We start from the raw sequence: 25,934 nt of genomic DNA on the forward strand, positions 1-25,934 counted from the left end.
CCCGCGCCCCCCCCCCCGCCCCCCCCGCCCCCCGCCGCGCCCCCCCCCCCCCCCCCCCCCCCCCCCCCCCCCCCCCCCCCCCGCCGCTGGGCCGGCGCAGCGGGTGCGCGCGCTCGACGGTCTGCTCCACCGTGTCGGGTCGGCCGGCATCGCCGCGAACGCCCGACGGCTCCTTGTGTCGGCGGTCGCACCGCTCAGAACCGTTTGCGGCCCGTGGCGGGGAACTGGGAGTGATCACTTCCACGGGTCGAAACCGCTGCTCAGCGCAGACGATGTGGCACAATTACGCTACTTCGCGAATCAGTGAACATACGAACTGCTCCCGAGCACCGGAACTGCTCGGCATCTCGAACGCAATGAGGGTCAACATGGAGGCATCGGGTACCTCGCGCCTTCACTTCGCGGTACTCGGCCGCCTCAGGGCCGGCCGCGACGGCACGGAGCTGGACCTCGGCTCGCCCCAGCAGCGGGCGGTGGCCGCGGTCCTGATCCTGCGTCACGGCCGGACCGTGAGCAGGGACGACCTCGTAGGCGCCCTGTGGGAGGTTCCGCCCCGGCGCGCGGAGGCCGTGGTGCGTACGTACGTCTGGCGTCTGCGCAACCTCCTGGAGCCTGATCACGACCAGGGCGAGCCATGGCGGGTCCTGCAGTCCGTTCCCGGTGGCTACACACTGCGCCTGGCCGAAGGCACGCTGGACTGGGAGCTGTTCGAACACCAGGTGGCCAAGGCGCGGGCCCGAAGCGCGGCCGGTGACCTGGCGGGAGCCCGGCACCTGTTCGACACCGCCCTGGCGATGTGGCGGGAGACGACACTGACGGGAGTACCCGGCCCCTTCGCGGAAGCCGAACGCTCCCGGTTGGAGGAACGCCGCCTGGCCGTCGTCGAGGCCCGCCTGGAGGTGATGGTCGAACTCGGAGAGTGCGCCGACGCCGTCACCGAACTCACCACCCTCGCCGAGAAACACCCGCTGCGCGAAGGACTGCACTACTTGCTGATGCGCGGCCTGCACCGCACCGGCCGGCAGGGCGAGGCACTGGCGGCCTACCGCCGGGTGCACCGCCTTCTGGCGCAGGAACTGGGCATCGAACCCAACGCCCGCCTCCAGCAACTGCACGCCGACATCCTCGACCACTCCGCTCCGCCCGTCCGGCACCCCGGGGTCGTCTCCCGCCAGGAACGCGCGCCCCGCCAGATACCCCACGCGGTGGCCGACTTCACCGGCCGCGCCGAGGAGACCCACCGCATCAGGGAGACCCTGCTGCACCCCTCGGCGGAGGCACTGCCCGTCGTGCTGGTGACCGGCATGGGAGGCGCGGGAAAAACCGCCCTGGCCATGCACAGCGTGCAGACCGTGCTCGCCGCCTACCCCGACGGGCAGCTCTACGTCGACCTGCGCGGAGCCGACGGAACCCCCGCCGACCCCGGCACAGTCCTGGCGTCCTTCCTGCGAGCCCTGGGCGAGCGCGACTCCTGCATCCCGACGGAACTGGACGAGAGGGCCGCCCTGTACCGCTCCGCGCTGGCCCAGAAGCGCGTACTGATCGTGTTGGACAACGCCGCCGACCTGGACCAGGTGTCCCCGTTGCTGCCCGGAGCCCCCACCTGCGCCGTGGTCGTCACCAGCCGCAACCGCCTGGCGACCCTCCCGGTCAGCCTGCGCGTCGTCCTCGGTGCCCTGCCCCGCGAGGAGGCGATGCGGCTGTTCACCCGGCTGATCGGAGCCGCCCGCGTCGAGTCGGAGGCGCGCACCGCGCACCGCATCCTCACCGCCTGCGGAGGCCTGCCACTGGCGGTGCGCATCATCGGATCCCGCCTGGCCACACGCCCGGAGTGGAGTCTGGGCGACCTGGCCGAGCGCCTCGCCGACGAACAGCACAGGCTGTCCGAGCTCGCCGTGGACACGGTCACCGTCGAATCCAGCTTCGCGCTGGGGTACGGCCAGTTGCCGCAGCCCGCGCGCCAGGCACTGCGGTGGCTCGCGCTGCCCGCTCACGGCGTGTACGACCCGCGGACCGCGAGCGCCGTGCTCGGCATCCCGGCGGAGACCGCCAAGACCCTGATGGAACGTCTGGTCGCCGTCGGACTGCTGGAATCGCCCGCGCTGGATCGCTACCGCTATCACGACCTGGTCCGCCTGTTCGCCCGGCGTCTGGCCGTGGAGACGGACCCCGAACAGATCCGTCACGCGGTGCTGGGCCGCCTCCTCGACCTGCACCTGGTCGCCGCCACCGAGTCCTACCGCGTCATCCGGCCCGGGCACACGGTGGCGCAGGCGGCAGCGCCCGTAGTGCCGGCCGGGACGCGCTTCGACAGTGTCAGTGAGGTGCTCGCCTGGAGCGCCTCCAGCCTCGACGACATCCTGATGCTTCTGACACAGACGGCGGCCACGCACACCGACCGTGCCGCGACGCTGCTGCTGATGCTGGACGCCGTCCTGATGAACGCCCACCTGTGGCACCAGGTCATCCCCGTCGCCGCCCTCGTCGCCGACGCGGCCGCCCGCGCGCACGACCTGCGCTCCGAAGGCCGCGCCCGCTACATCCTGGCCGGAGCGCTGGCCCAGGTCGGCCGGCTGAGCGAGGCGGAGGGCCACGTGGCCCGGGCGCTGGAGGTGTCACGCGACGGCGAGGACGACCTCCGCGCCCTGTCACTGAACGTTCAGGCCCACATCACGGGTCACCGCGATCCGGTTCTCGCGGTCCGGTTGTTCCGAGAGGCCGCTGCCCTGGCACGGCGGCGAGGCAACGCGTCCCTGGAGGCGATGGTGCTGGGCAACACGGTCCAGACCCGGCTGCGCAGCGAAGGCATAGACGAGTCGACCGTGGCCGAGTCGGAGCGACAGGTCGAGCTCTACCGTCAGCTCGGCGACCGGCAGGGGGAGGCCCTGTCGTACTACCGCCACGGCCAGGTGCTGGTACGCCAGGGCCTGCTGGACGACGCGATCACCGGTTATCAGCACGCGCTGGAACTGCTGGGAGAAGGGGAACAGGACTTCGTGCGCGCGGGCTGTCTCATCCGCCTCAGCGAGGCGTACACGCAGGCGAACCGCCTCCACCTGGCCGTGCGGTGTGCCGAAGAAGGGCTACGGCTGACCAGGGCGGTCCGGCATGAGCATCTGGAAGCTGTGTCCCTGCGCGCGCTCGGCGACGCCTTGGCCGCCATGAACCGGTCGGAGGAAGCGGTGGCTCTCTGGCAGAAGGCCCTGGGCATTCTCCGCCACATCGGTTACCAGCTCGACGCCGCAACCGTGGAGGAACGTCTCGCCACTGCTACCGCATGACGCAGCTTCGAACGGGCGGGCCCGCCGTGCATTCTCCGCGTGCCGCGAAAGCCCGACGGCGGGCAGGGGCCGGACTCGGGGGTGCCCGGCACCTGATCCGCTGCCCGCCTCCGCGACCCACCATGGAGGAGTGGTTCGCGAAGACGGCGGTACCGTGCCCCTCGAGTCGTGTCAGGCGGCGTCCGGGGAAGGCCTTCTCCCGCCCTCGGTCTCCGGCGTTCCGACGACGCGCAGGGTGGCGGCGCGCGCCACGGGCGCGGTCATGAAGCCGACAGGTCCTGGCCAGCCGAGTCCGTACCTCTCCACAAAGGCGGCATCGATCCGCTCCAGCAGGCAGAGGTCCGGCACAGGTTCGAAACGCGCCTTCACCATGCCGTCCGCACACCACACCTGCGCAAAGGAGCCCACCACCTGGCGGTACCACCACGACCGCACCCCGGACAGGGCCCGCACGTACACGTCGTCGTCCACGCCCACGATCCACAGCTCACAGGCGCGTTCCGTGTCGTCTTCCGCCGTGACGAGCAGCGTGACCTGTGTGTGCTGCCTCAGCCGAACGGCTTCCACGTGCGCCCTCCTCCGGATCCCGCCCGGCGGACCGGGCGGAAGCCCGGTGGCGGCAGCCGGAACGCGCGCAGCGGCAGGAGTCGGCCAGCGGGGCGGTGACTCGTGGCCTTCCTGCGTTCTCGCGCTCGGGAGACCACTGTGCCCGGCCCCGCGGGGCGGTCGCTTCGGTGATACTCACCTATTCGGCCCGGTCCGATGCGGGGCCGGACTGGCGGCCTCGGTTCGGCTGGGCGGGCTCAGACGGAGTCGACCACAAGGGCGCTGGCGGTCGCGAAGGTGTGCCGGAACTCCTTGAGGGGCTGGTACTCCTCGGAGTGGTAGAAGTCCAGGACAGCCTGCTTGTCCGGGAACTCCAGGATCACTCCGATGCCGGGACGCTCGGCGGCCTCCAGGACGAAGCACTCGGTGTCACGGGCGATGGGCTTGCCGCCGTAGCGCGAGACCACCTCGAGGGTCCTGGACTCGTAGTCCCGCATCTTCTCGTCGTCCTGGGGGGAGACGCTGATGACCATGTAGGCGCTCATCACTGCATCCTTCGTCAGTTCGTTATTTCGCAAGTACGTGAACTATTGAAGGCGAGCATCCGCCTCTCCGCCACGTCCTCGGCGCGTGAGCTCCGCCACAATCCTTCGACTGTTGGTGAATCTGCGTACAATCAAGGAGTGAAACCGTTGACGCACCCCAGCCGAGCCGAACTGCGCATCGAGGCCGTGCTGGACGCGATGGCCAATCCCACGCGGCTGAAGATCATCGAGCGTCTCGCCGGCGGGGAGGAGCTGACCTGCTCCACGACGCTGCCCGACGTGTCTCCCTCCACGGCCAGCCGCCACTGGCACGTCCTGCGCGAGGCGGGTGTCCTGCGCGCCCGGCGCGAAGGGCGGATCATTTTGCACAGCCTGCGCCGCGACGACCTGGACGACCGCTTCCCCGGCCTGCTCGACAGCGTCCTCGCGGCCGTACGCGACGCCCAGGAGGCGCCGTCCGGGCCGGGTGGTCACTGACCTGTCGCCTCCTCGCGCGGACGTGCCGCCCGCACGGCAGGGGGCGGACCCGCCCTCCCGCCGGGGTGTACCTGTATCCCGCCCGGGCGACGCGGCGGGATCTTCTGCTCACGGCAGCGCGCGGGCGCACCGGTGAGAGAGGGAGAGGCGAAACGCGTGGCGCGCGCGTGCGACGCGCGCTCATGCTGGTGCCAGGCCACTCGCGGAAGGCCGCCCGGAACAGCCGGTTCGGGCGCGTTCCATCCGGGTGATCGGTCGGTCTTCTCGGCTGACCGAGAGCTCTTGCCGCCATCGCCGAACGCCTTCCACGCCCCCGCTGTCCGCCCCGTCCGTCCGCCATGGAGCTGCCCTTGTTTTCCGTACGGCTCGCCCGCCCCGACGACGAACTCGCTCTCGTCTCCCTGATCGAGGACAGGGCGGCGTGGATGCGCGAGCGCGGGCTGGAAGACTGGGAGGGCTGGCTGAGCAGCGCCCCCATGATGGCGGCGCGCGCCGTGCGGCCCCGGTCGCCGGCCTGGGTGCTGGAGCACGCGCGCGGACGCGTCGTCGGTTGCACCACTGTCTCGGACCGGCCCCTCGACGAAGGGTGGAGCAGCGCCGAACGCGACGAGCCCGCCCTGTACCTCAACACCACGGTCACCGATCCCGCGTGGCGGCAACACCGGCCCGGAGCCCTGCTCGCCGCGTGGGCCGTGCGCCGGGCGGCCGCCACGGGGCGGACGTGGGTGCGGCGCGGCTGCACCAGTGAAGGGCTGCTGCGCTACTACCGGGACGGCCAGGGGTTCGACCTGGTGCGGACCGTGCGGAGCGGGGGGACGATGACGCATCTGCTCGCCAGGCACGTCGCCGGTCCGGTGGGGCCGACGGACTGAGCGCTCAAGACGCTTGAGTTCCCCTTGTGTCCAGGGCTGTGGGGCCGGCAATCCACGCAGTGGTGGCCGATCTCCCGTTGTGATCGCCGTCGTGGGCCTCTCCCCGGGGGAGTGGCCGCAGCGGGCACGCTGATGGCGATGGCCGGCACGGCCGCCTCGGTTACGGGCCGCGACGCCCGACGACCTCGACACCGTGCCGGTCTTCCCCAACCCGCGTCCGCGAGCGGCCGCCTGTCCGCCGACGAAGCGTGTAGGCGGTCATTGCCGATGTGCGCCCGCGGGCGCGCCTGGCAGCGTGGCGGCCGGCGCACGCCGTCCGCGGTCCGTCGCGTCGCGGTGCACGCGCGGAACGGAGAATCCATGAAGACGGAGAAGCCTCGAGCCACGGTGACCAGGGTCGATGACAAGAACCGCCTCGAGGCGCATGTGGACGGACAGCTCGCGGGCCTGGTCGAGTACATCCCGACCAAGGGGCTGCTCGCGTTCGTGCACACCGAGGTGCTGCCCGAGCGCGAGGGGCAGGGCATCGGGTCGGCACTGGCGCACGCGTCCCTGGAAATGGTCCGGCGGGCCGATCTGAAGTTCCTGCCCGTCTGCCCCTTCATCGCCTCCTGGGCGGATCGGCACCCCGAGTACGAACCGTGGCGCTACCGCTCCGCCGGCCGCGTCAGCGACTGGGGCGGGCCGGAGTCTCCCCGTCGTGTGGACCCCGCGAAGCCTCATGACGGAGGTCCTAGATGTTGACACATCAACAAAATGGTGTCATTGTTGATGCGTCACCAAATGGGGCCGGAGGGAATCCGGCCCCGACCGCCCCAGCCGCGGCGCCACCGGCACGGCTGATCGAACGAGGACAAGGAGCAAGGTCATGAAGGCGCTCATCGCCCGGTCGTACGGCCCGCTGGAGGACGTGGAGTTCGCGGACCTGCCGACCCCGGTCGCCGGCCCGGGCCAACTGCTCGTCCGGCTGGAGGCCACCGCTCTCAACGCCGTCGACAAGGTGCTCGTCACCGGCGCCATGCGTGACGCGATACCGGTACGCCACCCCTTCGTGCCAGGCGTGGACGTCAGCGGAGTGGTCGAAGCCGTCGGCGAGGGCGTCACCCGGTTCTCGGCCGGCGATGCCGTCATCGCGTGGAACAGCGTGACCGCCGGAGCGCTTGCCGAATACATCGTCATCGACGACGCCCCCTCCGTGGCCCGGCGGCCCGCCGCGCTCACCCCGGCCCAGGGCGCCGCCCTGACCACCGGCGCACTCACCGCGGCGGCCCTGCTGGACACGGTCCGGGCACCCGAAGGCGGCAGCGTCCTGATCGTGGGTGCCGCGGGCGGTGTCGGCTCCTTCACGGTGCAGCTCGCCCGGCAGGCGGGCCTGACCGTGCTGGCCACCGGACGTTCGGACGACGCGGAGTTCCTGCGCGGACTCGGTGCCGACCACGTCCTCGACTACCAGGCGGTCGACATCGCTCAGGAAGCCCACCGCCTCGTGGCCGGCGGCGTCGACACGGTGATCGACCTGGCCAACGCCGGTCCCGCGCTCGCCGCCACGGCCGCCGCGGCGAAGTCCGGGGGACAGCTCGTGTCCCCCCTCGGCGGCCCGGCCGCCTTCGAGCGTGGCGTCACCGCCGTCTACACCGGCACCCGTACCCCCGAGGGACGGCTCGAGGCGCTCGCCGAGCAGGCCGCCGAAGGCCGACTGCGCGTCGAGATCGACTCCGACTACGCCTTCGGCCAGGCGGACCGGGCCCTGGCCGCCTTCGCCTCCCAGCACATCCGCGGCAAGGTGACCGTCACCTTCTGACCCCCCGGTGGGACGTTCCCCGACCCCCGCCGGGGACGTCCGACGCCACCGGCCGAACTTCCGCACCACCAGTCAGGAGCTGGACACTGTGACGGACCAATTCTTCGACTTCACCGGCAAGGTCGTGCTCGTCACCGGCGGCGCCACCGGAATCGGCCGAGCGGTGTCGCTGGCCTTCGCCCGGCAGGGCGCCGTCGTGGTCATCGGTGACATCGACCAGCGCAGCAGCGAGACCGTGAACCTCATCGAGAAGGAGGGCGGCCGGGGTTTGTTCGTCCCCACCGACGTGACACTCGCCCGTGACGTCGCCCGCCTCGTGGCGACGACCGTCGACACCTTCGGAGACCTGCACATCGCCTTCAACAACGCGGGCGTCTTCGTTCCGCCGGCACCTCTGGCCGAGCAGTCGGAGGAGGACTTCGACAAGGTCGTCGCGGTCGACCTCAAGGGCGAGATCGCCCACATGGCTGCCGCCGGTGGCGGTGCCATCATCAACACCGCCTCGATCGCCGGGCTGATCGGCGACCCGGACATGGCGCCGTACGTCGCCGCCAAACACGGTGTCATCGGGCTGACCAAGGCGGCCGCCGTCGACTACGCCAAGGCCGGTATCCGGGTCAACGCGCTGGCTCCGGGCCTGACCCGTACCGCGATGACCCAGGCCTGGCTGGACGACCCGGTCAAGCGGGAGATCGTCCTGGCGGGCCCGCAGCTGGGCCGCGCCGCCGACCCCGAGGAGATCGTCGGCATGGTGCTCCACCTGGCCTCGCCCGCGGCCTCCTTCACCACCGGCGGAGTCTTCGTGGTCGACGGCGGTCAGACGGCCCACTGAGCACGGACCCGGCCGCGAGCACGCCCGGCGGAGGATCCGGCGCCGGGCACGCAGCGGTGCCGGCTCACCGGGTGCGTCCCGGCGGCCCCGTACCGCACGAGACCACGATCCGCGCCGCCCGCCCCCTGCCTCACCGCAGCACTCGGCATCTCCCCCGCTCCAGCACGCAACGGGACGTCGAAGGCCGTTTCGACGGCGCGGGCCGCCGCGTGATGCTCCTGGTCATGATCAACCAGTCACCGGAGCCCCCGAAGCTCCTCGCCCGCGAAAGGGAGACCGACCACCTTCGCGCGCTGGTGGCCGCGGCCCGTGCGGGCCACGGTGGAGCTGTCATGGTCGTCGGCGAGCCCGGCATCGGAAAGACGGCCCTGCTGCGGCATGCCCTGGACGACCTGGAGGACGTCACCCCGCTGAAGGTCACGGGCACGCGGTTCGAAGCCGCGTTCTCGTACGCCGCCCTGCACACCCTGTGCACGCCGCTGATGCCGACCGCGGACCGCCTCGCCGCCCCGCAGAGAGAGACGCTGCGGATGGTGTTCGGTCTGGCGGAAGGCCAGGCGCCGAACCGTCTCCTCGTGGGGCCGGCGGTTCTCGGACTGCTGTCGGAGGCCGCGCGGGAGCGTCCGCTGGTGTGCGTGGTGGACGACGCCCAGTGGCTGGACCGGGCCTCCGCCCAAGCGCTGGCGCTTGTCGCGAACCGCGTCGACAACGACCGGATCGCCCTGGTCTTCGCGACCCGCGCCCCGGACGGCGTCCCCGGACTCGCCTGCCCTCGCCGCCCTGGTCGCGGCAGACCTCTGGGAGGACGACGCCCACCTGGCGCTGTCCAGGGCGCAGGTCGACGCCGCCCGCCGGACGGGATCCCTGGGAACCCTGTCCGTCGGGCTGACGATGACGGCGACCGTGGCCGTCCAGACCAGCGACCACGAGGAGGCCGCCGCACTCATCGCGGAGCAGGAGGCACTCACCTCTGCCACCGGCGCGGCACCGATGCCGTCCGCGCAACTGCACCTCGGCCTGCTGGCGGAGCGCACCGGGCTCGCCCGGAGCGACTGGGCCAGGGGCATCGAGGCCTACTGCCGGGCGCTCGTCGCGGGCGACGACGACCGTGCCGAGGAGCACTTCCTGACCGCGGTCACCCGCCTGGACAACTGCGTCCTCGTCCTGAACGTGGCCCGGGCCCGTCCGATGTTCGGGCAGTGGCTGCGGCGCGCCGGGCGACGCCGGGAGGCACGCGACCAACTGCACTGCGCCCACCGGACGTTCACCTCCCTGGGCGCTGAGGCGTTCACCGCTCTCGCGGCCAAGGAACTGCAGGCCGTCGGTGAGCAGGCGCGGCGCGCGACCGACGACCCGCTGAGCGGACTGACCTCGCGGGAACTGCACATCGCGCAGCTCGTGTCGGCCGGAGCGAGGTCCAAGGAGATCGCGATGCGGCTCTTCCTGAGCCGGCGCACGGTCGACGCCCACCTGCGCAACATCTTCCGCAAACTCGGCATCACCTCGCGACGCCAGCTGCGTGAGGGGAAGGGTTCCGGGTGAGACGGACGCCGCACGTCAGGCCGGCGGCGCCCGCTTCAGCGGCGGTGCGCCGTCGACCACCAACACGGTGCCGGTGACGTAGGGGGACAGGTCGGAACCCGGGGAGGCGACGGCGTCCCCGGCCTCGGAGGGCGCGCCGCGCCGGCACCGCGGGTGCGCTGCCGGAAGCCGCTGGGAGACGGGTGTCATGGGTTCACCGGGTGGTGGAGCGCGGGGCCTACAGCTCGCCCGGGCGGCCGTAGCGGTAGAAGAAGGGGCCGATCCGCGCGGCGAGGGCGCGGGTCAGCGCCGAGCTGTTCTCCAGCAGCCGCGCGCCGGGGTCGAGGTCGCCGACGTAGAGCGGGTCGAAGCCCGCGTCACGGATGAGCCGCTCGGTGATGTCCTTGGCGCCGGGTTCGGCCGCGAAGAGATTGCTGGGCGTGACCCGCTGGGTGTCGATCTCGTCGTACGCGGCGGCGAAGACGGTGGAGAACGACTTGGCGGTCGGTCCGCCGATGACCGCCTTGATCTGGTGGGAGAGGGACGGGTAGCTCTCGTCCCGCGTCCCGTAGACGTTGGTGGCGTCGATGGTCACCTGGCCGCCGAGGCCGGTGACCTTCCCCAATGCCTCCGCGATCGCGCCGCCGGGTACGGCGACGGCGACGACGTCGGCGTCGGCGGCGTCGCCACCCTCCCGCCCGAGCGTGGTCACCTGGTGGCCGGCCCGTTGCCACCTGCGGGCCAGACCGCCCCCGACACGGCCGCGGCCGATGACTGTGATGTTCATGGTGCGCTCCCTGGTTGATGCATCAAGCTGGTCCACGGCTGTCACGTCGGTGGTTCTCCTGTCGGAAGACGGTCAGAGGTGCAGCGTCCGCCGCAGCCACGCCGACCTGGCCGCGCGCGCCCGCTTCGACAGCCCCGCGTGCGGAGCGAGCGCGTCGAAGCCGTGGAAGCCGCCGGGCCACACGTGCAGCTCCGCCTCGCCTCCCGCCTGCCAGACGCGCGAGGCGTAGGCGACGACCTCGTCGCGGAAGGTCTCGGCGGAACCGACGTCGATGAAGAGCGGCGGCAGGCCCGACAGGTCCTCGGCGCGCGCGGGCGCCGCGTAGGCCGTGACGTCCGGACCTCCGCGGCGCTCGCCCAGCAGCGCCGTCCAGCCGGTGTCGTTCGAGGTGCGGTCCCAGGCGCCCACGCCGGCCATCTGGCGGGCGGACGAGCTGTCGTTGCGGTCGTCGAGCATCGGGCAGACCAGCAACTGGCCCACCGGCACGGGGCCGTCGAGGTCCCGCGCGAGCAGGGTCAGGGCCGCGGTCAGGCCGCCGCCCGCACTGGGCCCCGACACGACCAGCCGTCCGGGATCGACGCCCAGTTCCTCGGCGTGGTCCACGGTCCAGCGCAGCCCCGCGTACACGTCCTCCAGCCCGGCGGGGAAGGGGTGTTCGGGGGCCAGCCGGTACTCGACGGACACGAGCACGATGCCCAGGTTCTGCACCCAGTCGAGCATCTCCCCGATGAGGTTGCGGTTGTCCCCGAGGATCATGCCGCCGCCGTGCGTGAAGTAGACCGCGGGCCGTGGCCCGGTGGAACCGGCCGGCCGGCGAATCAGCAGAGAGACCTCGGGAGCGCCTTCCGGGCCCGGGATCCGGCGCTCCGTGAAGTCGATCGCGCCGCCCCGGCGCAGCTCGTCGTCGCTCGGGGCCGTGGCCGCCATGAACTCGCGCAGGGCCGGGATCATCTCCGGCAGCACGGCAGGCGGCATGACGTGCGCCAATGCCTCCAGGGCGGGCACCAGTTCGGGGTCGAAGGGGGGTGGCGGTCCGAGACGGGACGTGTCGGGCATCGGTGTTCCTGCGCTCCTGTCGGGCGGGGCGGCACGCGTCAGGGGCCGGGCACCTGAACCGCTGCCGTGGCGAACGGAGGGAAAGGCCGACCGGCCGCCGTGCGGGCGGTCGGGTCGGTGGGGTCGGTCAGGTCGGTCGGGACGCGGCGGAGGCGCGGTTCCCGGCCTGCCGCACTCCGGTACGGGCGAGCCGCGGGTGGCACGGCACCCGAGCCGGTGCCGTGCCACCCGAGCCGCTGCCCGTGGGACGACGGGAGGGACTCAGCCCTTGTTCTGGCCGAGGAGCTGAAGCTCCCAGGCGAGGCTGGTGCCGAAGCTGCCGCCGTGCTCCAGCAGGATCTCGGTCATGCCGGGAACGGTCTCCTCGCGGGCCCAGTCACGCTGCCACTCGGAGATGACGGTGCCGGAGCAGGTCGGGATGACACCGGCCTGGATCATGCGCTCGATACCGCGCTCGTGGGCCTCGTTGGTGGTGGCGCCCGAGGCGTCCGTCACGGCGAAGACGCGGTAGCCGTCGGCGATGGCGTGGATCGCGGGCCAGGCCAGGCAGATGTCCGTCCACAGGCCGGCCATGATGAGGTCCTTGCGCCCGGTGGCCGCGACGGCGTCCACGACGCGCTGGTCCTCCCAGGTGTTGATCGCCGTGCGGTCGATCGGCGTCTGTTCCGGGAAGACGTCCTGGAGCTGACGGATGATGTGGCCGCCGCGGTCCTCGACCACCGTGGTGAGGATGGTGGGGACGTTGAACAGCTTGGCGCCCTTTGCCAGCGCGGTCACGTTGTTGACCACCAGGTTGGCGTCCATGCTGCGCATGCCCGCGAACTGGGCGCCCTGGTGGTCGATCAGCAGCAGCACCGACTTCTCGGGGGTGAGAAGGGCGTCGAGGCCGGTGTACGTGATGCCCTTGGCTGCCATGAGTTCTCCGATGGTTGTCGATGACGGGCGACCCCGGATGCGGCCGCCTCGATCAAGATCGCACCGGTGGTTCCGGCCGCGCATCGGTGACTAGTACGTACGCGATGCCGCGCGCTGATCGGAGGTTCGGTACGTACCTGGGGGCAGGGCGGCGGGCACCTCCCGCCGCGCGGACGGACGGCCGAATACGCGCGGTGCGGCGCCCGTTCAGCACCTTTCACCGATGCGCCGCGCCTCCCGGACGGGGCAGGCTGGACCCTGCCCCGGACAAGGGGACCGTAGCGCCGCGGACCGGGCCGGCGCGCGCGCACCGGCACGAAGGGAAGCGGATGGCACGCATCGTCGTCATGGGCGGTGGCATCGCGGGACTGGCCACGGCACTCCTCCTCGCACGCGGCGAGCACGACGTGACACTTCTCGAGCGGGACACCACCGGGCCGAGCGGGAACCTTGACGAGGACTTCTTCGGCCGCCCGCGCCCGCGCGTCCCCCAGGCCGTCCAGCCGCACGCGCTGCTCGGCCCGGCCCGGTCCGTCCTCCGGACCAGGACCCCCGACGTGTACGCGCACCTGCTGCGCCTGGGCGCCCGGGAACAGCACGAGTTCGACTGGTTCACCGAACATCCCCCGTACCGGCCGGGTGACGAGGACCTGGTTCTCGTACGGCTGCGGCGCGTGGTCCTCGAGACGGCACTGCGCACGGCGGTGCACGGGCACGGCAACATCCTGGTCGAAAGCGGCGCGGCCGTGCGCGGCCTGGTGGTCGTACCCGGCGGCGGCCGGGTGCCGCGGGTGACCGGAGTGCGCTTCTTTGGGGAGCAGGTCACCGCCGATCTCGTGGTCGACGCGACCGGGCGCCGCTCACCGGTCGCCGCCTGGCTGGCCGGCGCCGGGACGCGGGCCCCGCGGACGCGGACGCACCGCGTCGGCCTCGCCTACGCCTGCCGCTGGTACCGCGCGCGTCCCGGCGGCACGGAGCGGCCGCAGCTTCCCCGCGTTCCCTACACCTCCGCCGCGCCTTACGCGCTGAGCATCGCCTTCCCCTCCGACAACGACCTGCTGGGCGTCGCCCTCGTGTGCCCGGTCGACGACCCCACGCTGCCGGCACTGCGCGATCCGCAGACCTTCGACGAACTGGCCCGTCTCTTCCCCTCCGGCGGAGCCTGGCTGTCGCACGATCCGCAACCGGTGGGCGAGGTGCACATCATGGCCGGCCTGGACAACCGGTGGAGCCCCACCGCCGACGACGCGGGCCCCGTCGTCACCGGCCTGGTGCGGGTGGGCGACGCCCTCGTCCACACGAACCCGACCCTGACCCAATGAATCTCCCTGGCCCTGTGGGCGGCCGAGAGGGTGGCCGAGACGGCGCACAACGCCACCCGGCACGAGGAGTTCGCCCGGTCCTACGACGGGTGGACGCGCACCGTCCTCAAGCCCTGGTTCGACCTGCAGGTCGCGGCGGACCGGGACAACGTAAGGCGTCTGTCCGGCGCGCCCCGGGCGCCCGCGGACGAGGAGGCACGGCAGAAGGCGGCCAGGTTCCCCTGCGCCCTGGAGGACCCGCTGGTCATGCGGGCCTGGGCCCAGGCACGCCACATGGTGCGGACGCCGGACGAGGCGTTCGGCGCCGAGGACGTCCGGCTCCGCGTCAAGCGCTGGCTGGAGGACCGCACCGACGCGCCGCAGCCCCTCGCGGGGCCGCCGCGCGCCGCTTGGGAGTCCGTGGTCGCGGCTCGTGGGGCGACCGGCTCCGGGCACTGAGCACACCACCCGCATCCGCGAGGGGGCCGCCCGGGTGGGGCGGCCCCCTCGCGTGTGCGGGTGGGTCAGATGGTCTGCGCGGTGGGGAGGACGGTGATCTCGGTCAGGTTGACGTGGCGGGGCACGGCGGCCATGAAGGCGACGGTTTCGGCGATGTCGGCGGACCGCAGGACGTCTATGTCGTGGATGAGGTCGGCCATGAGCTTGCTGGCGTCGGGGTCGGTGACGTGGTCGGGGAGTTCGGTGTCGACCATGCCGGGTTCGATGGTGGCGACGCGGACCATCTTGCGGCCGAGTTCGACGCGCAGGAGGCGGGTGAGGTGGCTGATGTAGGCCTTGGTGCCGGAGTAGACGGAGAACTTCTCCAGGATGCGGGTGGCGGCGATGGAGGAGGTGTTGATGAGGTCGGCGGGTTTGCCCTGGGCGGCGGTGTCGGTGAGGTGGGGGAGGAAGGCGGCGATGACGTTCATCAGCCCGGTGATGTTGAGGTCGATCTGGCGCTGCCAGTCGTCGACCTTGAGTTCCTCGATGCCGGAGATGAGCTGGACGCCGGCGTTGTTGAAGACGAGGTCGGCGTGGCCGTAGCGGTCGGCGACGTCGTCCGCCGCGGCTTGGACGGCGGCGCGGTCGGTGACGTCGACGGTGAGGGCGAGGGCGGTGCCGCCGCCGGCCTCGATGTTCTTGACCACTTGGTCGAGCTTCTCCTTGCGGCGGGCCAGGACGACGACGGTGGCGCCGAGTTCGGCCAGGCGTTCGGCGGTTGCGGCGCCGATGCCGCTGGACGCGCCGGAGACGACGGCGACACGGCCGGACAGCGGAGTACCGGACAGCACAACAGCAGACATGACGGTTTCCTTTTCGAATTCAGTGGATCCGGATGACACTTCGGGGAGGAGGCCCGGCCGGGTGGGAGGGGGAGACCCACCCAGCCGGGCGGCTCGGTGGAGGCATCGCCTCCAAAGCGGTGGTCTTGCCGGCGGCTCCCTCGGGCAGCCGGCGGCCACCGCGAGCCGCTTCGGCGCCGATCCGTCCTCAGGCGGCGTCGTCGTGGGCGGTGGCGGCGGACCTCTCGCGCCAGTCGGCGAGGTCGTCCTGAACCTGCCGGTACTTCACCTCGAGGCGCTCCAGGGTGTCGCGGCCGAGGTAGAGGTGGGTGGGGAGCTTCTCCGTGCCGGTGACCTCCACGATCAGTGCCGCGCCCTTGACGGGGTCGCCGAGCTGGGCGTGGTTGGCCTGGCCGATCCAGTCCAGGGTCACGTGGGCGGGGGTGCCGTCGTAGTCGGCGATCCGGTGTGCGGCCACCGACAGGGAGCTGGCGTCGAGGAAGTCGGTGCGGAAGACACCGGGTTCGACGACCATCGACTGGATGCCGAAGGGAGCCATCTCCGCGGAGAGCGCTTCGCTGATGCCGGCGACGGCGAACTTGGAAGCCGAGTAGAGGCTGACGCCGGGTTCGCCCTCGAAGCCGGAGCGGGATCCGATGTGGACGAGCTTGCCGGAGCCCTGCCTGCGCATGACGGGCAGGACGGCGCGGGTGACGTTGATCAGGCCGAAGACGTTCAGGTCGAACAGGGAGCGGGCCTCGTCGTCGGTGATCTCCTCCAGGGCACCGAGCAGGCCGCGCCCGGCGTTGTTGACCAGGACGTCGATACCGCCGAAGCGGTCTACGGCGGCCTGGACCGCGGCCGGGATGCTGTCGGTGTCAGTGACGTCCAGAGCGACCGGGAAGACGGTGTCGGAGGCCTTCAGGTCTTCGGGCACCCGCTCGGGGTTGCGGACCGCAACCACCACATTGTTGCCGTCCCGGAGAGCGGCACGCGCGATCTCCGCACCGATACCGCGGGAAGCCCCGGTCACGAACCACGTAGCCATGAGGTGGTCCTCTTTCCTTGCTGGATTTCCCCGAAATGCGGGGGGTTCTTCCTTACGAATTCGAGTGTGCCCGCCGGGTGATTTCCCATGAAGGCCGTGCTTTTCCTGGGTGTTCCGTTCCTAGGAACGGAACAGGCGGCGGCGGGAAGGGCGGCCGGGGCGTCTCCTGACACCCCGGCCGGGCTTCACAGCCAGTCGGCGACGAGACGCGAGGTGACCACGCGGAGCCGGCCTTGGAACAGGAGGTCCCCGACCTGCGGGTTGGGCCGGGCGGGCCGCCCGTCGTCGAGGTAGGCGCCCGAGTGCGGGATCGGCCCGGTGGCCGCCTCGATGACGTTCCTCGCGCCGTGGTCGGGCGCGGCACCGCGGACGGCGAACACGGCGTGCAGGAGCCGTGTGCTGATCACTCCCGGGCTGATGCTGACGATCCGCGAGCCGTCAGCGCCCCGTTCCCGGCCTGCCACCGGGCGTGCGCCACCATGCCGAGCTTGGACTGCGCGTAGGCGCGCACGGGACTGTAGCCGTGCTCCAGCCCGATGTCGTCCGGGTCGAGCCTCACCGAGCGGTGGGTGGCGGAGGCGACGTGCACCACCCGGCCGCGGCGTGGGGGCAGGAGGGGGCCAGACGGTGCGTGAGCAGGACCGCCGCCAGATAGTTCGTCTGCAGGGTCGCCTCGCGGCCGTTTGCGCTCAGGACACGCGGCTCGGCAAGGGCCGGCCGGCGTAGTTGACCAGTACGTCCACGCTCGCGGTGAGGTCACGGACGCGCGTGGCCAGGGAGACGGCTTCGCCGAGGTCGTCGAAGTCGGCTTGCAGGTAGTGCAGTTCGGTGTTCCCGGAGGCCGCGATCTCCGTCAGGAGCGGGGCGACCTCGGTGCGGCTCTCAGGCCCGTGGAGGATGAGCCGGCCGGTGGCGGCGGCGAGCCGACGGGCTGTGGCCTCACCGATACCGCTCGTGGCTCCGCTCAGGACAACGGTGGTGCCGGGCATGGGACATCTCCGTTGAGGGACGGGGCGGGAAGGGGAACAGGGCAGCCAGCGGGTTCCGGCGGTTCCAGCGGTCCCAGCGTTCCGTCGCCCACCAGCCCGCCGATCGACGTCAGGTTCACGAGCGTGCCCGAGCGGCGGGCGCGCATCCCCGGCAGGACCGCGTGGATGACGCGGGCGACACCGTGGAAGCGCACGTCGAGGAGACGCCGCGCGGTCTGCGGGTCGGTCTCCTCCACCGCGGCGAAGTAGCCGATGCCCGCGTTGTTGACCACGACGTCGATCCGGCCGAGTGCTCCTCCGCCTGCCGTACCGCGTCCGCCGCACTGGCGTCGTCGGAGACGTCCAGCGCCATGGGGAGGGCATTGTCGCGGGTGGCGAGATCCCTGACCTGCTCGGTCCTGCGGGCGGTGACCACCACGCGGAAATCCTCGTCCAGCAGGTGCGCGGCGATGCTCCGGCCGAACCCGGTGGAACACCCCGTCACCAGTCAGACCGGCGCGTCCTGCGTGCTTTCCATGATTTCTCTCCTCCAGCTCTTTCCGAGCCCCGCCCTCGGGTGCTCGGGAAGGCCTGGGAAAAGGGTGGCCGCTCGCTTTCCGACAGGCAGGCCGGGATTCACCTGGGAGGAGCATTCCTGGGAAAGGCTGTTCTGGCCCGCAGGGGAGGGGACCACAACGCAGCGCATCGCCGGCCCTCGGGGGCCGGCGATGCGCGGAACGCTCTTAAGAGCTCCGAACACAAGGGGCGCCCGGCTCGCGACGCCTGGCCCGCACGCTCTGCCGGAAGGCCCTGGTAGCTCCGCTACAAGGACCTTCCGGCGCCTTGCGATCGCACGCACCGGACGCCGCGAGCTGATCGGACTCCCCTTTTGTTCGGAGCTCTTACTCAGCTGTCGGTACGGGGCTCCTGCTGGTTCGGAAGCGCCGGGGCGCTGATGGAGCCGAGCAGGGCCAGCGCGTCGGCCGACGCGGAGCCGGGTTCGGCTTGCAGGACGATGAGCTGCTGTCCGGGAGCGCTGCGGATGGTGAGTGCTTCGTGGTGCAGTTCCAGGTCGCCGATGGCCGAGTGGTGCATCTGCTTGACCTTGTACGGGGGAACCCTTGAGTACTCCCGTGCCCAGAGGGAGCGGAACTCACCGCTGCGCACGGACAGTTCACCGACGAGTGCGAGGATGCGCGGATCGTCCGGCGTCTCCGCCGCCGTCTGCTGGAGGTCAGCCACGGCTCGGTGCCTGGCCCGCTCGGGGTTGCGGTAGAAGGCCTTGGCCGCAGGGTCGAGGAACAGCATGCGCAGGACGTTGTCCTGTTGGGCGAAGTCGGAGTACAGGGCCCGCGCCAGGTCGTTGGCCGCCAGGATGTCCTGGGCGTGGCCGATGATGAAGGCGGGTGTCCTGGTCCAGCTCTCGATCAGTTGTCGCAGTGGAGGGCTGACGCGTTCGACACGCAGGGGAGACCTCATGCGGCGGGTGGTGGGCTGTGCCATGTGGAAAAGGCGCAGCCGGTCCTCGTCGCTCAGCTTCAGCACACGGGCCACCGCTTCCAGGACCCGTTGCGAGGGGTTGAGTTCGCGTCCTTGCTCCAGCCGCATGTAGTAACTGGCGCTGACGCCGGCCAGGGCCGCGACCTCGTCGCGCCGCAGACCCGGCACCCGTCGGCGTCCGGTACTGGGCAGTCCTACGGCCGCGGGGCTCAGGAGTTCCCGTCGGGAGCGGAGAAACCGGCCCAGCCCTTCCACCGCGTCAGGGTGCTCGTCCTTGTTCATGTCATCGAGGCTAGAGGGAAACGTCCGTGAATAGGCCCGCCGACCGTGGGTGCGTCACTCCCAGGATCAGGGGGACGGCGGCGGACTGTCGGGAAAGGTCCGAGCCGGCACGACAGGTTGTCCGCAGGGCCGTCACGCTCTCGGCCTGAGCGGGGAGCGACCGGCAGTGGGGCAGCGGACGCCTTGGGGGCAGGGAAATCTTACAAAGCGAGATGCTGTGCTACGGAAAGTGAGGGCTGTGCAACGTGCTGCCATATGACATATCGGAAACTCAGACTCATCCACAGCCGGTCTAATCTTGCACCCATGAGCAATGGGACGCCTTTGGGTGAATTCCTCAGAGCCCGTCGAGAGGCTCTCAAGCCGCATGACGTCGGTCTGCCCGAGCATGGGCGGCGCCGAGTGCCCGGACTGCGCAGGGAGGAAGTGGCACTCCTGGCCGGAGTGAGCTCCGACTACTACATCAGGCTGGAGCAGGGGCGCGAATACAGTCCCTCTCCGCAGGTCCTCGAAGCGGTGGCGCAGGCACTGAAGCTGAACGCGGAGGCCACCGACCATCTCAACCGACTGTGCCTCGCCGCCTCGCAGCGCCGGCGGGACCACGGCCACGCCGAGGTGAGTGGCCAGCTGCTGCAGCTGATGGACGGATGGCAGCACACGCCCGCCTTCGTCCTCGGGCCCGCCCTCGACGTCCTCGCCGGCAACTCGCTGGCCACCGCGCTGCACAGCGGCTTCGACCGGTTCGACAACCTGGCCCGGATGGTGTTCGTCGATCCGGCGGGCCGGGACTTCTACCAGGAGTGGGAGCGGGCCGCGCACTCGTGCGTCGCCGAGATCAGGGCCGCCTACGGGTTCGATCCGGATTCCACCCGGATCGCCGAGGTGGTCGCGGAACTGTCCGAGGGGAGCGAGGAGTTCGCGGACCTCTGGCAACTGCACGAGGTCAAGAGCAAGTCGCAGGAGGGCAAACACCTGAGGCACCCGCAGGTGGGGGACCTGCACATCGCGTTCGCCGCTTTCACCGTCAACGGCGCCCCGCACCAGCAGCTCGTGGTGTACCAGGCGGAGCCGGCCAGTCCGACGGCGGCCGCCTTCGACGCGCTGCGCGCGATGGCCACGGCGCCTGAGCAGGCGGAGCGGGGCACGCCGGGTCCGGCGCTGTCCTCGCCCGAGGCCTGAGGCGAGTCCGGAGCCGTCCCGTCACCGTGCGTCCGGGTCCGCTCGCGGGCGCGGGATGGGACGGCTCGGCTCCGCCTCCCGGACGGCGCAGCCTCGTCATGCCGCACCCAGGGCGTCGGTGGTCGGCATCGGCAACCGCTCGGGCGCGGACGTCGGCAGGTTCCAGCGGTTCGACCTCACGGCCGTGGCCGGCGAGAAGGTGCGGGCGCCGTTGAGCGCGGAGTGCGTCGCCGGCGGCGAGGCCAGGTGGCCGACGCCGGCCTCGCAGGGCCTCGCCGGCCGGAACGGGTCCAGCAGGCGGTGGTCCGCAGTGATCCGCCGCCGCTTCCTGCTGGAGGTGGCAGGGGGCATGGGCCGACCCCTCGCAGCCCGGTCCCCGCCGGTTCCACCACCGTGGCGAGGGGACCTTCACGATGGACGGGCCGGCGGTCGGCCTCCCGGAGCGCATGACCGAGTGGCAGTACCTGTTGCGGCCCACCCCCTTTGTTGACGTATCAATAAAATGCTACGGTGGGCTTCCGGCCGCGGGGTCCCGCTGTGCAAGCAATGGGTCTCCCGTCATGTGAGCAGGAGACGACCATGCCCAGAGCAGTGAAGTTCAGGCGGTACGGCGGCCCCGAGGTCCTCGAGATCCACGAGGTCCCACGCCCGCAGCCAGGGCCCGGCGAGGTGCTCGTGCGTGTCGCCGTGGCCCCGGTCAACCCCGGCGAGGCCGGTATCCGGCAGGGCGTCTTCGCCGACATCTGGCCGGCGCACTTTCCCGAGGGCAGGGCAACGACTTCGCCGGATGGGTCGCCGCGCTGGGCGAGGGCGTCGACGACTTCACCGCGGGGGACGAGGTCATCGGCTACCTCCCCCGCGCCGCCCAGGCCGACTACGTCGTCTCACCCGCCGCGACCCTCACGCCCAAGCCGGCGGACATCACCTTCGAGTCCGCCGCGCCCCTGTCCGCCGTCGGCGTGACCGCCTGGGCGGCCGTCGACGCCGTGCGCCCCGCCCCCGGGGAAACCGTCGTGGTGTCGGCCGCCGCCGGGGGAGTGGGCTCGCTCGCGGCACAGCTGGCCCGCCTGCGCGGCGCCACCGTCATCGGCACCGCGGGACCGCACAACGCCGACTTCCTCCGCTCGCTCGGCGTGACCCACGTGGAACACGGACCAGGCCTCACCGACCGGCTTCGCGCCGCCGCGCCGCAGGGCGTCGACGCCTACATCGACACCTTCGGACAGGGCAATGTCGACACCGCCATCGCCCTGGGCGTGAAGCCGCAGCGCATCAACACCATCGCCGACGGCCGCGCCGTGGCCCGCTACGGCGTCCGCAGCGAGGCCCAGGAAGGCGCCTTCTCCCGGAGCGTCGTCGCCGAACTCTCGGGCCTCGTCTCCGAGGGGCTGCTGACCGTGCCCATCAGCGCGGTCCTGCCGCTGGAGCAGGTGCAGGAGGCTTACCGGCAGGTCCAGCGGCGCCACACCAGGGGAAAGATCGTCCTGAGCCTCGTCCCCGAGGAGGAGCGCCCCGCCGTGGCCGCTCGGATCACGTCCGGCCTCTGACCCGCCGCCGCAGCGGAGCCCGTCGTCGGCTCCGGAGGGGCACGCCGCGGGCGACCCGGACCGAAGCGGGTCAATGATCGGTGCACGGGTGCGGAAAAGCACCCGGGGGTGTTCCTGGGTGTGCCGCACCCAGGTGGATCCCGGCCTGGTTCGGGGCGGGGCGGGTGGCGAGGCTGGTGGTCGGCAGCCGGTTGAAGCTGCACCACCACGGCCACCGTCGGCCCCGGACGTGCGGAACGCGTCATGGGCGCGGGGAGGCCGCTCGTACGAGGAGCAACCCATGACCGCCACCGCCCCCGGCAGCGTGAACTGGAACACGGAGGCCTTGAACGAGATCGTCTCCGCCGACACCGACCGCCCCGTGCTGTTCACCAACGCCCGTGTGCTGACGGCGGATCCCCTGATCGGCACGATGACGGGTGCCGATGTGCTGCTGGTGGGCTCCGTGATCGTCGGCGTGGGACCGGGCATCGTGACCGCGGCGCAGGACGACAACGCCATCGTCGTGGACTGCACCGGGATGAGCATCGTCCCGGCGGTCGTGGACACCGTCGCCCTGGTCGGCGGCCGCGGGCACCGCGCGCAGTACGTGGCCACCCTGACGCCGGGGAACACCGCGGACCTGCTGGTGGTGCCCGACGGACTTGCCGAGGACATCCCGGGTGCGGTGGCCACGCTGTTCACCCGGCCGGCCGAGGTCCGCGCGCTGGTCGCGGCCGGCGCTCCCGTGCTGTGGGCGGGCACGGACGTCCCGGGCCGCGACACGGCTCCCGCCACGGGCGTCCCCGCGACGCGGGACATGACCGGTGACCCGCGGGTCGGCGTCTGGATCGACCGTGAGGACTTCTTGCACCAGGAACTCACCGCCGACGGCCACTACGACGAGACCCGGGGCGGCCGGCCGCACGCCTACCGGGGCCGCTACTGGATCGACGGCGACCGCATCGACTACCTGGACGACCTCGGCTTCTGGGCCTTCGGGGAGTTCGTCGGCGACGAACTCCACCACGCCGGCTACGTCATGAAGCTCGGCTGACGACGCCGGCCGGCGGTTCTCCGGTTCCCCCACCGCCCGCGGACCGGCGCGCTCGAGTGCCGGACGGTCGTCGTCCCACCGATCGCCCGTGCCTCCCGGCTCGGTCCGCTGACCGCTCCCCTCCCCGACGCCGGGCTCAGTCGTCCGGGCACCGCTCGGCGGTTCCCTCCGCGGTCGCTTCGGGGTCCCCTGCTGTCAGACTCTCGTCCCCGGCGACACCGACCACTTGTCAGTGGCAGCTCCTATCGTGGAGGAGTCGCTCGAACTCAGCACACGGGGGAAGACATGTCCGAGAACAGCGTCGCCATGCCAGCGGACGCGCCGCATCCGTCGATCGTCCATGAACCGACTCGCCAAGTCCTGGCCCGCGGGGAGCGGCTGGACGGTCAGGGTCTGGTCAACTTCGGACCGCTGACCGGGCCGTCGCTGCTGACGGTCCATGACCATGTGACGGAGCTGGGCGGTGATCCGGCGGAACTCGATCCGGACCTCGCCGGACTGCTGCTGATCGGCCGGCTGATCGTGGAGGGGGACGAGGACGGCGAGGAAGTCGTCCTCGACCCTGTCACCGGACGCGTGTTCAGCATGTGGCTCTACGCCAAGTCGCCGGGCGGGGCGGAGCTGTTCCCGCTGGCTCCGTCGGTCGGCGCGCTGACCCGCTTCCTGGCCGCGGTGAACGAATTCCGGGGACTGCGTGGCAGGTTCGCCGGCTTGGCCGGCCGGTCGGGTCCTGACGCGGTGCGGGACGCGGAGCGGTTGCTGACCGCGGTGTTCGCCGAGGAGCAGTGGGGCGAGGACGGCTGGGGTCCGGCCGGTCCGCGGTCCGGCTGGGACCGGCCGATACCGGCCTTCTGGAGGATCGGCGCGGTGATACGCCCGCTCGGCCTGATCGCCGGGCCGGGGCAGGGGCTGGCCCTGGACCTGCCGGAAGGTCTGCTGGACGGGGAGTTCGGCGCCGAGCAGATGGTGCGGCTCACCGACGACCAGCTGCCGACGGCCCTCAGCCACCCACCGACCCGCCGTTTCCTGACCGACGTGGGCCTGCCCCGTGACGGGTTCATGTTCTACGGCCCTGAACAGGAACCGCTGGTCACGCTCCCGGAGGCCTGGGCCGAGTCACAGAGCAACCCCCGGCGCGCCCACCTGTGGGACGGCGGCGAACAACTGCCGCCGGACGCGGAGCACTTGGTGGTGCTCGGCGGGCTGGTCCACGACTTCGACCTGCTGCTCGACGGCCGGACCGGCGCCCTGTTCTACACGGAGCTGGGTGCCGACCATGTCGTCCCGGTCAACGCCGACATCTCCACCCTCGCCTTCACGCTCTGGCTGCACCAGCGGGAACAGGCTCTGGACAAGGAGCACGAGTTCACCCAGGACTTCTACCACCAGCTCGCCGACACCATGATCGAGGTGCTGGCCTCGGTCGACCCGGTGGCCTGCGTCCCCGCCGCGGGTCCGGACGAGTACCGGTACTGGCCAGAGGTCTTCCACGACGAGGCGGGAGGCGTGCTGTGACGGGAGGCGTCCCCGGTCACCGACGGCGATGACGCCCGGCATCGAGCCGCGGAAGGCTTGCGAACCGCTGCGGTGGCCCGGCGGCGTCCTGGTGCCCGGGACGCCGTCATGGCCTGCCCATGGGCGTTCTCCAGGACGCTCTGCCGGTCCCGCGCGTACCAGCCGGTGAGGAGCAGCCGGGCCTCGGGACGGCTCCTCGCCTCTCCGGCTCGGAGAATGCTCAGTCGATACAGAACTCGTTGCCCTCGATGTCCAGCATCGGGATGCACGCATCATTGCCGTCATACAGCGTCCGCACGTGCACCGCGCCGAGCGGGACCAGCCGTGCGCGTTCGGCCTCGAGTGCGGCGAGGCGCTCTTCACCCACGAGCCCGGTGCCGACCCGCACATCCAGATGCACCCGGTTCTTGGCGGCCTTCCCTTCGGGGACGCGCTGGAAGTACAGTCGCGGGCCCACGCCTGAGGGATCAACGCAGGCGAACCACGAATCCCGCTGCTCAGGCGGCTGCGAGCGCTTGTATTCGTCCCAAGTGGCAAACCCCTCCGGTGGCGGCGGCACGACGTACCCCAACACCTCGCACCAGAAACGAGCGAGGCGCTCAGGTTCCGCGCAGTCAAAGGTGACTTGGAACTTCTTGATCTCTGACATCGGCGCACCGTACCAGAGTGACTCTGCCCCCTGGCGGCGGAGCCCGCCGGTGGTCCCCAGGACCCGGTCCTGGCCAACCAGCCCCATCCCACTGACCAGTTACGGGACGACCCTCGGATGCAGAGGTCCTCTCACTGATCACTGCCGCGCCGCACCCGGCCGCTGTGGAGAACTGCTGGAGTGACCCTGCGGATCATCACCTGGCCCTCGAGGACCGACAGCCGTACCCGGTCACGGCAGGACAGGCGCAGGTCCTCCTCGGACAGCAGGGCGTGAGTGAGTGCGCGGGCCCTCGGGGCCGCGTGAAGTAGCGGGGAACGGGGGTTGGTCGGCTCCCGAGCGGCGGCCGTGACGGTGCCCACCGCCACGGCCGCCGGCGTACGGGCACAGCACCCGCCATGCCGGATGCCGCCCGGCGACAGAGGGCGCCCGCCTCATGCCGCCGAGGGCTGCCACGCTTCCTGGAACCGGCGGCGGGCGCGGAAGAGGCGGGAGCGAACGGTGCCCACGGGCAGGGAGAGGACCTCGGCCATCTCCTCCTCGTTGAGCCCGTAGGCACGCAGGGTGAGGACCTGCCGGTGCGCCTGGGACAGACGTTCCAGCACGTCGCTGATGTGCACCGCGTCCAGCGGATTGGTCTCCTGCCGCGACTCCAGTTGCGAGCAGGTCCGTTCCTCGCCGTTGCGCTTGGCGGTGCGGATCGCCTCGCGGACCGTCACCGAGCGCACCCAGCCGTAGAACGCCGCCGGTTCGCGCAGGGTGCTCAGGCCGCGGTAGATGGCGAGCAGCGCCTCCTGTGCGGCGTCGGCGTCGTCGGCGTGGGTGATGGAACGGCAGATGCGCGCGACGTAAGGGGTGATGGCGGTCAGCAGGTGGTTCATGGCGTCCTCGTCGCCCGACTGGGCTCGGGGGAGCAGTGTCAGGGGGGAGGGGAGTTCACTCACGGTGGTCATGACGGGGTAGGGCTCCTTACGTCGCCGGATCGGCGTGTGA

Annotated in this window: 29 protein-coding genes and 2 pseudogenes; 14 read left to right on the forward strand and 17 right to left on the reverse strand. The window is 71.5% G+C overall.

Going from position 1 to position 25,934, the window contains the following annotated elements:
* The first annotated feature begins 368 nt into the window (after positions 1–368).
* On the forward strand, positions 369–3,281 hold the full coding sequence (locus ACIBBD_RS18085; protein ID WP_399420393.1) for a BTAD domain-containing putative transcriptional regulator: 2,913 nt from the start codon (positions 369–371) through the stop codon (positions 3,279–3,281).
* Between the two features lie 171 nt (positions 3,282–3,452).
* On the opposite strand, the gene ACIBBD_RS18090 is transcribed toward ACIBBD_RS18085, so the two are convergent.
* On the reverse strand, positions 3,453–3,848 hold the full coding sequence (locus ACIBBD_RS18090) for a DUF2255 family protein (RefSeq protein WP_399420395.1): 396 nt from the start codon (positions 3,846–3,848) through the stop codon (positions 3,453–3,455).
* Positions 3,849–4,084: 236 nt separating this feature from the next.
* On the reverse strand, positions 4,085–4,372 hold the full coding sequence (locus tag ACIBBD_RS18095) for a DUF1330 domain-containing protein (RefSeq protein ID WP_399420396.1): 288 nt from the start codon (positions 4,370–4,372) through the stop codon (positions 4,085–4,087).
* A gap of 138 nt (positions 4,373–4,510) precedes the next feature.
* Between ACIBBD_RS18095 and ACIBBD_RS18100 the strand changes: the two genes are divergently transcribed.
* The 7 genes and pseudogenes from ACIBBD_RS18100 (at position 4,511) to ACIBBD_RS18130 (ending at position 9,896) form a co-directional block, all read left to right on the forward strand.
* A complete protein-coding gene (locus ACIBBD_RS18100; RefSeq protein WP_399420397.1) occupies positions 4,511–4,849 on the forward strand; it encodes an ArsR/SmtB family transcription factor in 339 nt (112 codons plus the stop codon).
* 350 nt (positions 4,850–5,199) lie between these two features.
* Positions 5,200–5,721, forward strand: coding sequence for a GNAT family N-acetyltransferase (locus ACIBBD_RS18105; protein WP_399420398.1), 522 nt, complete (start codon positions 5,200–5,202; stop codon positions 5,719–5,721).
* 360 nt (positions 5,722–6,081) lie between these two features.
* On the forward strand, positions 6,082–6,465 hold the full coding sequence (locus ACIBBD_RS18110; RefSeq protein ID WP_399420399.1) for a GNAT family N-acetyltransferase: 384 nt from the start codon (positions 6,082–6,084) through the stop codon (positions 6,463–6,465).
* 124 nt (positions 6,466–6,589) lie between these two features.
* On the forward strand, positions 6,590–7,522 hold the full coding sequence (locus tag ACIBBD_RS18115; protein WP_399420401.1) for an NADP-dependent oxidoreductase: 933 nt from the start codon (positions 6,590–6,592) through the stop codon (positions 7,520–7,522).
* An 88-nt stretch (positions 7,523–7,610) separates the two neighbouring features.
* A complete protein-coding gene (locus ACIBBD_RS18120) occupies positions 7,611–8,354 on the forward strand; it encodes an SDR family oxidoreductase (RefSeq protein WP_399420402.1) in 744 nt (247 codons plus the stop codon).
* Positions 8,355–8,578: 224 nt separating this feature from the next.
* A pseudogene (locus ACIBBD_RS18125) lies at positions 8,579–9,025 on the forward strand (ATP-binding protein); the annotation flags it as partial.
* A gap of 16 nt (positions 9,026–9,041) precedes the next feature.
* On the forward strand, positions 9,042–9,896 hold the full coding sequence (locus tag ACIBBD_RS18130) for a LuxR C-terminal-related transcriptional regulator (protein WP_399420403.1): 855 nt from the start codon (positions 9,042–9,044) through the stop codon (positions 9,894–9,896).
* Between the two features lie 15 nt (positions 9,897–9,911).
* Here ACIBBD_RS18130 and ACIBBD_RS18135 read toward each other — a convergent pair whose 3' ends face one another.
* The 4 genes from ACIBBD_RS18135 to ACIBBD_RS18150 form a co-directional block, all read right to left on the reverse strand.
* Positions 9,912–10,085, reverse strand: coding sequence for a hypothetical protein (locus ACIBBD_RS18135; protein WP_399420404.1), 174 nt, complete (start codon positions 10,083–10,085; stop codon positions 9,912–9,914).
* Positions 10,086–10,113: 28 nt separating this feature from the next.
* The gene (locus ACIBBD_RS18140) at positions 10,114–10,662 is read right to left on the reverse strand and encodes a dinucleotide-binding protein (RefSeq protein WP_399420405.1); all 549 of its coding nucleotides are present in this window, start codon (positions 10,660–10,662) and stop codon (positions 10,114–10,116) included.
* A gap of 72 nt (positions 10,663–10,734) precedes the next feature.
* Positions 10,735–11,718, reverse strand: a complete 984-nt coding sequence (locus ACIBBD_RS18145) for an alpha/beta hydrolase (protein WP_399420406.1) — start codon at positions 11,716–11,718, stop codon at positions 10,735–10,737.
* A gap of 261 nt (positions 11,719–11,979) precedes the next feature.
* Complete coding sequence (locus ACIBBD_RS18150) at positions 11,980–12,633, reverse strand: hydrolase (RefSeq protein ID WP_399420407.1); 654 nt, start codon at positions 12,631–12,633, stop codon at positions 11,980–11,982.
* Between the two features lie 329 nt (positions 12,634–12,962).
* Between ACIBBD_RS18150 and ACIBBD_RS18155 the strand changes: the two genes are divergently transcribed.
* Together ACIBBD_RS18155 and ACIBBD_RS18160 are read left to right on the forward strand one after the other, a co-directional pair.
* The gene (locus tag ACIBBD_RS18155) at positions 12,963–13,955 is read left to right on the forward strand and encodes an FAD-dependent oxidoreductase (protein WP_399420408.1); all 993 of its coding nucleotides are present in this window, start codon (positions 12,963–12,965) and stop codon (positions 13,953–13,955) included.
* 30 nt (positions 13,956–13,985) lie between these two features.
* Positions 13,986–14,393 carry a hypothetical protein gene (locus ACIBBD_RS18160; protein ID WP_399420409.1) on the forward strand — a complete coding sequence of 136 codons (408 nt, stop codon included), beginning with the start codon at positions 13,986–13,988 and terminating at the stop codon, positions 14,391–14,393.
* Between the two features lie 65 nt (positions 14,394–14,458).
* Here the strand turns inward: ACIBBD_RS18160 and ACIBBD_RS18165 are convergent, their stop codons facing one another.
* From ACIBBD_RS18165 to ACIBBD_RS18195, 7 genes and pseudogenes are all read right to left on the reverse strand, one after another.
* The gene (locus ACIBBD_RS18165; protein WP_399420410.1) at positions 14,459–15,238 is read right to left on the reverse strand and encodes an SDR family oxidoreductase; all 780 of its coding nucleotides are present in this window, start codon (positions 15,236–15,238) and stop codon (positions 14,459–14,461) included.
* Between the two features lie 187 nt (positions 15,239–15,425).
* Positions 15,426–16,265: an SDR family NAD(P)-dependent oxidoreductase gene (locus ACIBBD_RS18170; protein WP_399420411.1), complete on the reverse strand. Its 840-nt coding sequence runs from the start codon at positions 16,263–16,265 to the stop codon at positions 15,426–15,428.
* Between the two features lie 185 nt (positions 16,266–16,450).
* Positions 16,451–16,672 carry a hypothetical protein gene (locus ACIBBD_RS18175; protein ID WP_399420412.1) on the reverse strand — a complete coding sequence of 74 codons (222 nt, stop codon included), beginning with the start codon at positions 16,670–16,672 and terminating at the stop codon, positions 16,451–16,453.
* Positions 16,669–16,857, reverse strand: a complete 189-nt coding sequence (locus tag ACIBBD_RS18180) for a hypothetical protein (protein ID WP_399420413.1) — start codon at positions 16,855–16,857, stop codon at positions 16,669–16,671. The genes ACIBBD_RS18175 and ACIBBD_RS18180 overlap by 4 nt, the downstream gene beginning before the upstream one ends.
* Before the next feature lie 97 nt (positions 16,858–16,954).
* Complete coding sequence (locus ACIBBD_RS18185) at positions 16,955–17,254, reverse strand: SDR family NAD(P)-dependent oxidoreductase (protein ID WP_399420414.1); 300 nt, start codon at positions 17,252–17,254, stop codon at positions 16,955–16,957.
* Positions 17,230–17,738, reverse strand: a pseudogene (locus tag ACIBBD_RS18190) (SDR family NAD(P)-dependent oxidoreductase). Before ACIBBD_RS18190 ends, ACIBBD_RS18185 begins: the two are co-directional and overlap by 25 nt.
* A gap of 401 nt (positions 17,739–18,139) precedes the next feature.
* Positions 18,140–19,015 (reverse strand): helix-turn-helix transcriptional regulator, encoded by an 876-nt coding sequence (locus tag ACIBBD_RS18195; RefSeq protein ID WP_399420415.1) that lies wholly within the window; start codon positions 19,013–19,015, stop codon positions 18,140–18,142.
* 306 nt (positions 19,016–19,321) lie between these two features.
* Here ACIBBD_RS18195 and ACIBBD_RS18200 point away from each other — a divergent pair, with 306 nt between their 5' ends.
* Positions 19,322–20,194 (forward strand): helix-turn-helix transcriptional regulator, encoded by an 873-nt coding sequence (locus tag ACIBBD_RS18200; RefSeq protein WP_399420416.1) that lies wholly within the window; start codon positions 19,322–19,324, stop codon positions 20,192–20,194.
* A 96-nt stretch (positions 20,195–20,290) separates the two neighbouring features.
* On the opposite strand, the gene ACIBBD_RS18205 is transcribed toward ACIBBD_RS18200, so the two are convergent.
* Positions 20,291–20,545: a hypothetical protein gene (locus tag ACIBBD_RS18205; protein ID WP_399420417.1), complete on the reverse strand. Its 255-nt coding sequence runs from the start codon at positions 20,543–20,545 to the stop codon at positions 20,291–20,293.
* 608 nt (positions 20,546–21,153) lie between these two features.
* On the opposite strand from ACIBBD_RS18205, the gene ACIBBD_RS18210 reads away from it, so the two are divergent.
* From ACIBBD_RS18210 to ACIBBD_RS18220, 3 genes are all read left to right on the forward strand, one after another.
* Positions 21,154–21,741: a zinc-binding dehydrogenase gene (locus ACIBBD_RS18210; RefSeq protein WP_399420418.1), complete on the forward strand. Its 588-nt coding sequence runs from the start codon at positions 21,154–21,156 to the stop codon at positions 21,739–21,741.
* Positions 21,742–22,021: 280 nt separating this feature from the next.
* A complete protein-coding gene (locus tag ACIBBD_RS18215) occupies positions 22,022–22,777 on the forward strand; it encodes an Atu4866 domain-containing protein (RefSeq protein ID WP_399420419.1) in 756 nt (251 codons plus the stop codon).
* Positions 22,778–23,062: 285 nt separating this feature from the next.
* A complete protein-coding gene (locus ACIBBD_RS18220) occupies positions 23,063–24,292 on the forward strand; it encodes an SUKH-4 family immunity protein (protein ID WP_399420420.1) in 1,230 nt (409 codons plus the stop codon).
* 220 nt (positions 24,293–24,512) lie between these two features.
* On the opposite strand, the gene ACIBBD_RS18225 is transcribed toward ACIBBD_RS18220, so the two are convergent.
* From ACIBBD_RS18225 to ACIBBD_RS18235, 3 genes are all read right to left on the reverse strand, one after another.
* Positions 24,513–24,941 (reverse strand): VOC family protein, encoded by a 429-nt coding sequence (locus ACIBBD_RS18225; protein ID WP_399420421.1) that lies wholly within the window; start codon positions 24,939–24,941, stop codon positions 24,513–24,515.
* Positions 24,942–25,072: 131 nt separating this feature from the next.
* A complete protein-coding gene (locus tag ACIBBD_RS18230) occupies positions 25,073–25,309 on the reverse strand; it encodes a hypothetical protein (RefSeq protein WP_399420423.1) in 237 nt (78 codons plus the stop codon).
* Between the two features lie 66 nt (positions 25,310–25,375).
* Entirely contained in the window at positions 25,376–25,894 is a 519-nt protein-coding gene (locus ACIBBD_RS18235; protein WP_399420424.1) for an RNA polymerase sigma factor, read from the reverse strand.
* Positions 25,895–25,934: the final 40 nt, after the last annotated feature.

It is taken from the genome of Streptomyces sp. NPDC051315, from assembly GCF_044455165.1.
Taxonomy (GTDB): domain Bacteria; phylum Actinomycetota; class Actinomycetes; order Streptomycetales; family Streptomycetaceae; genus Streptomyces.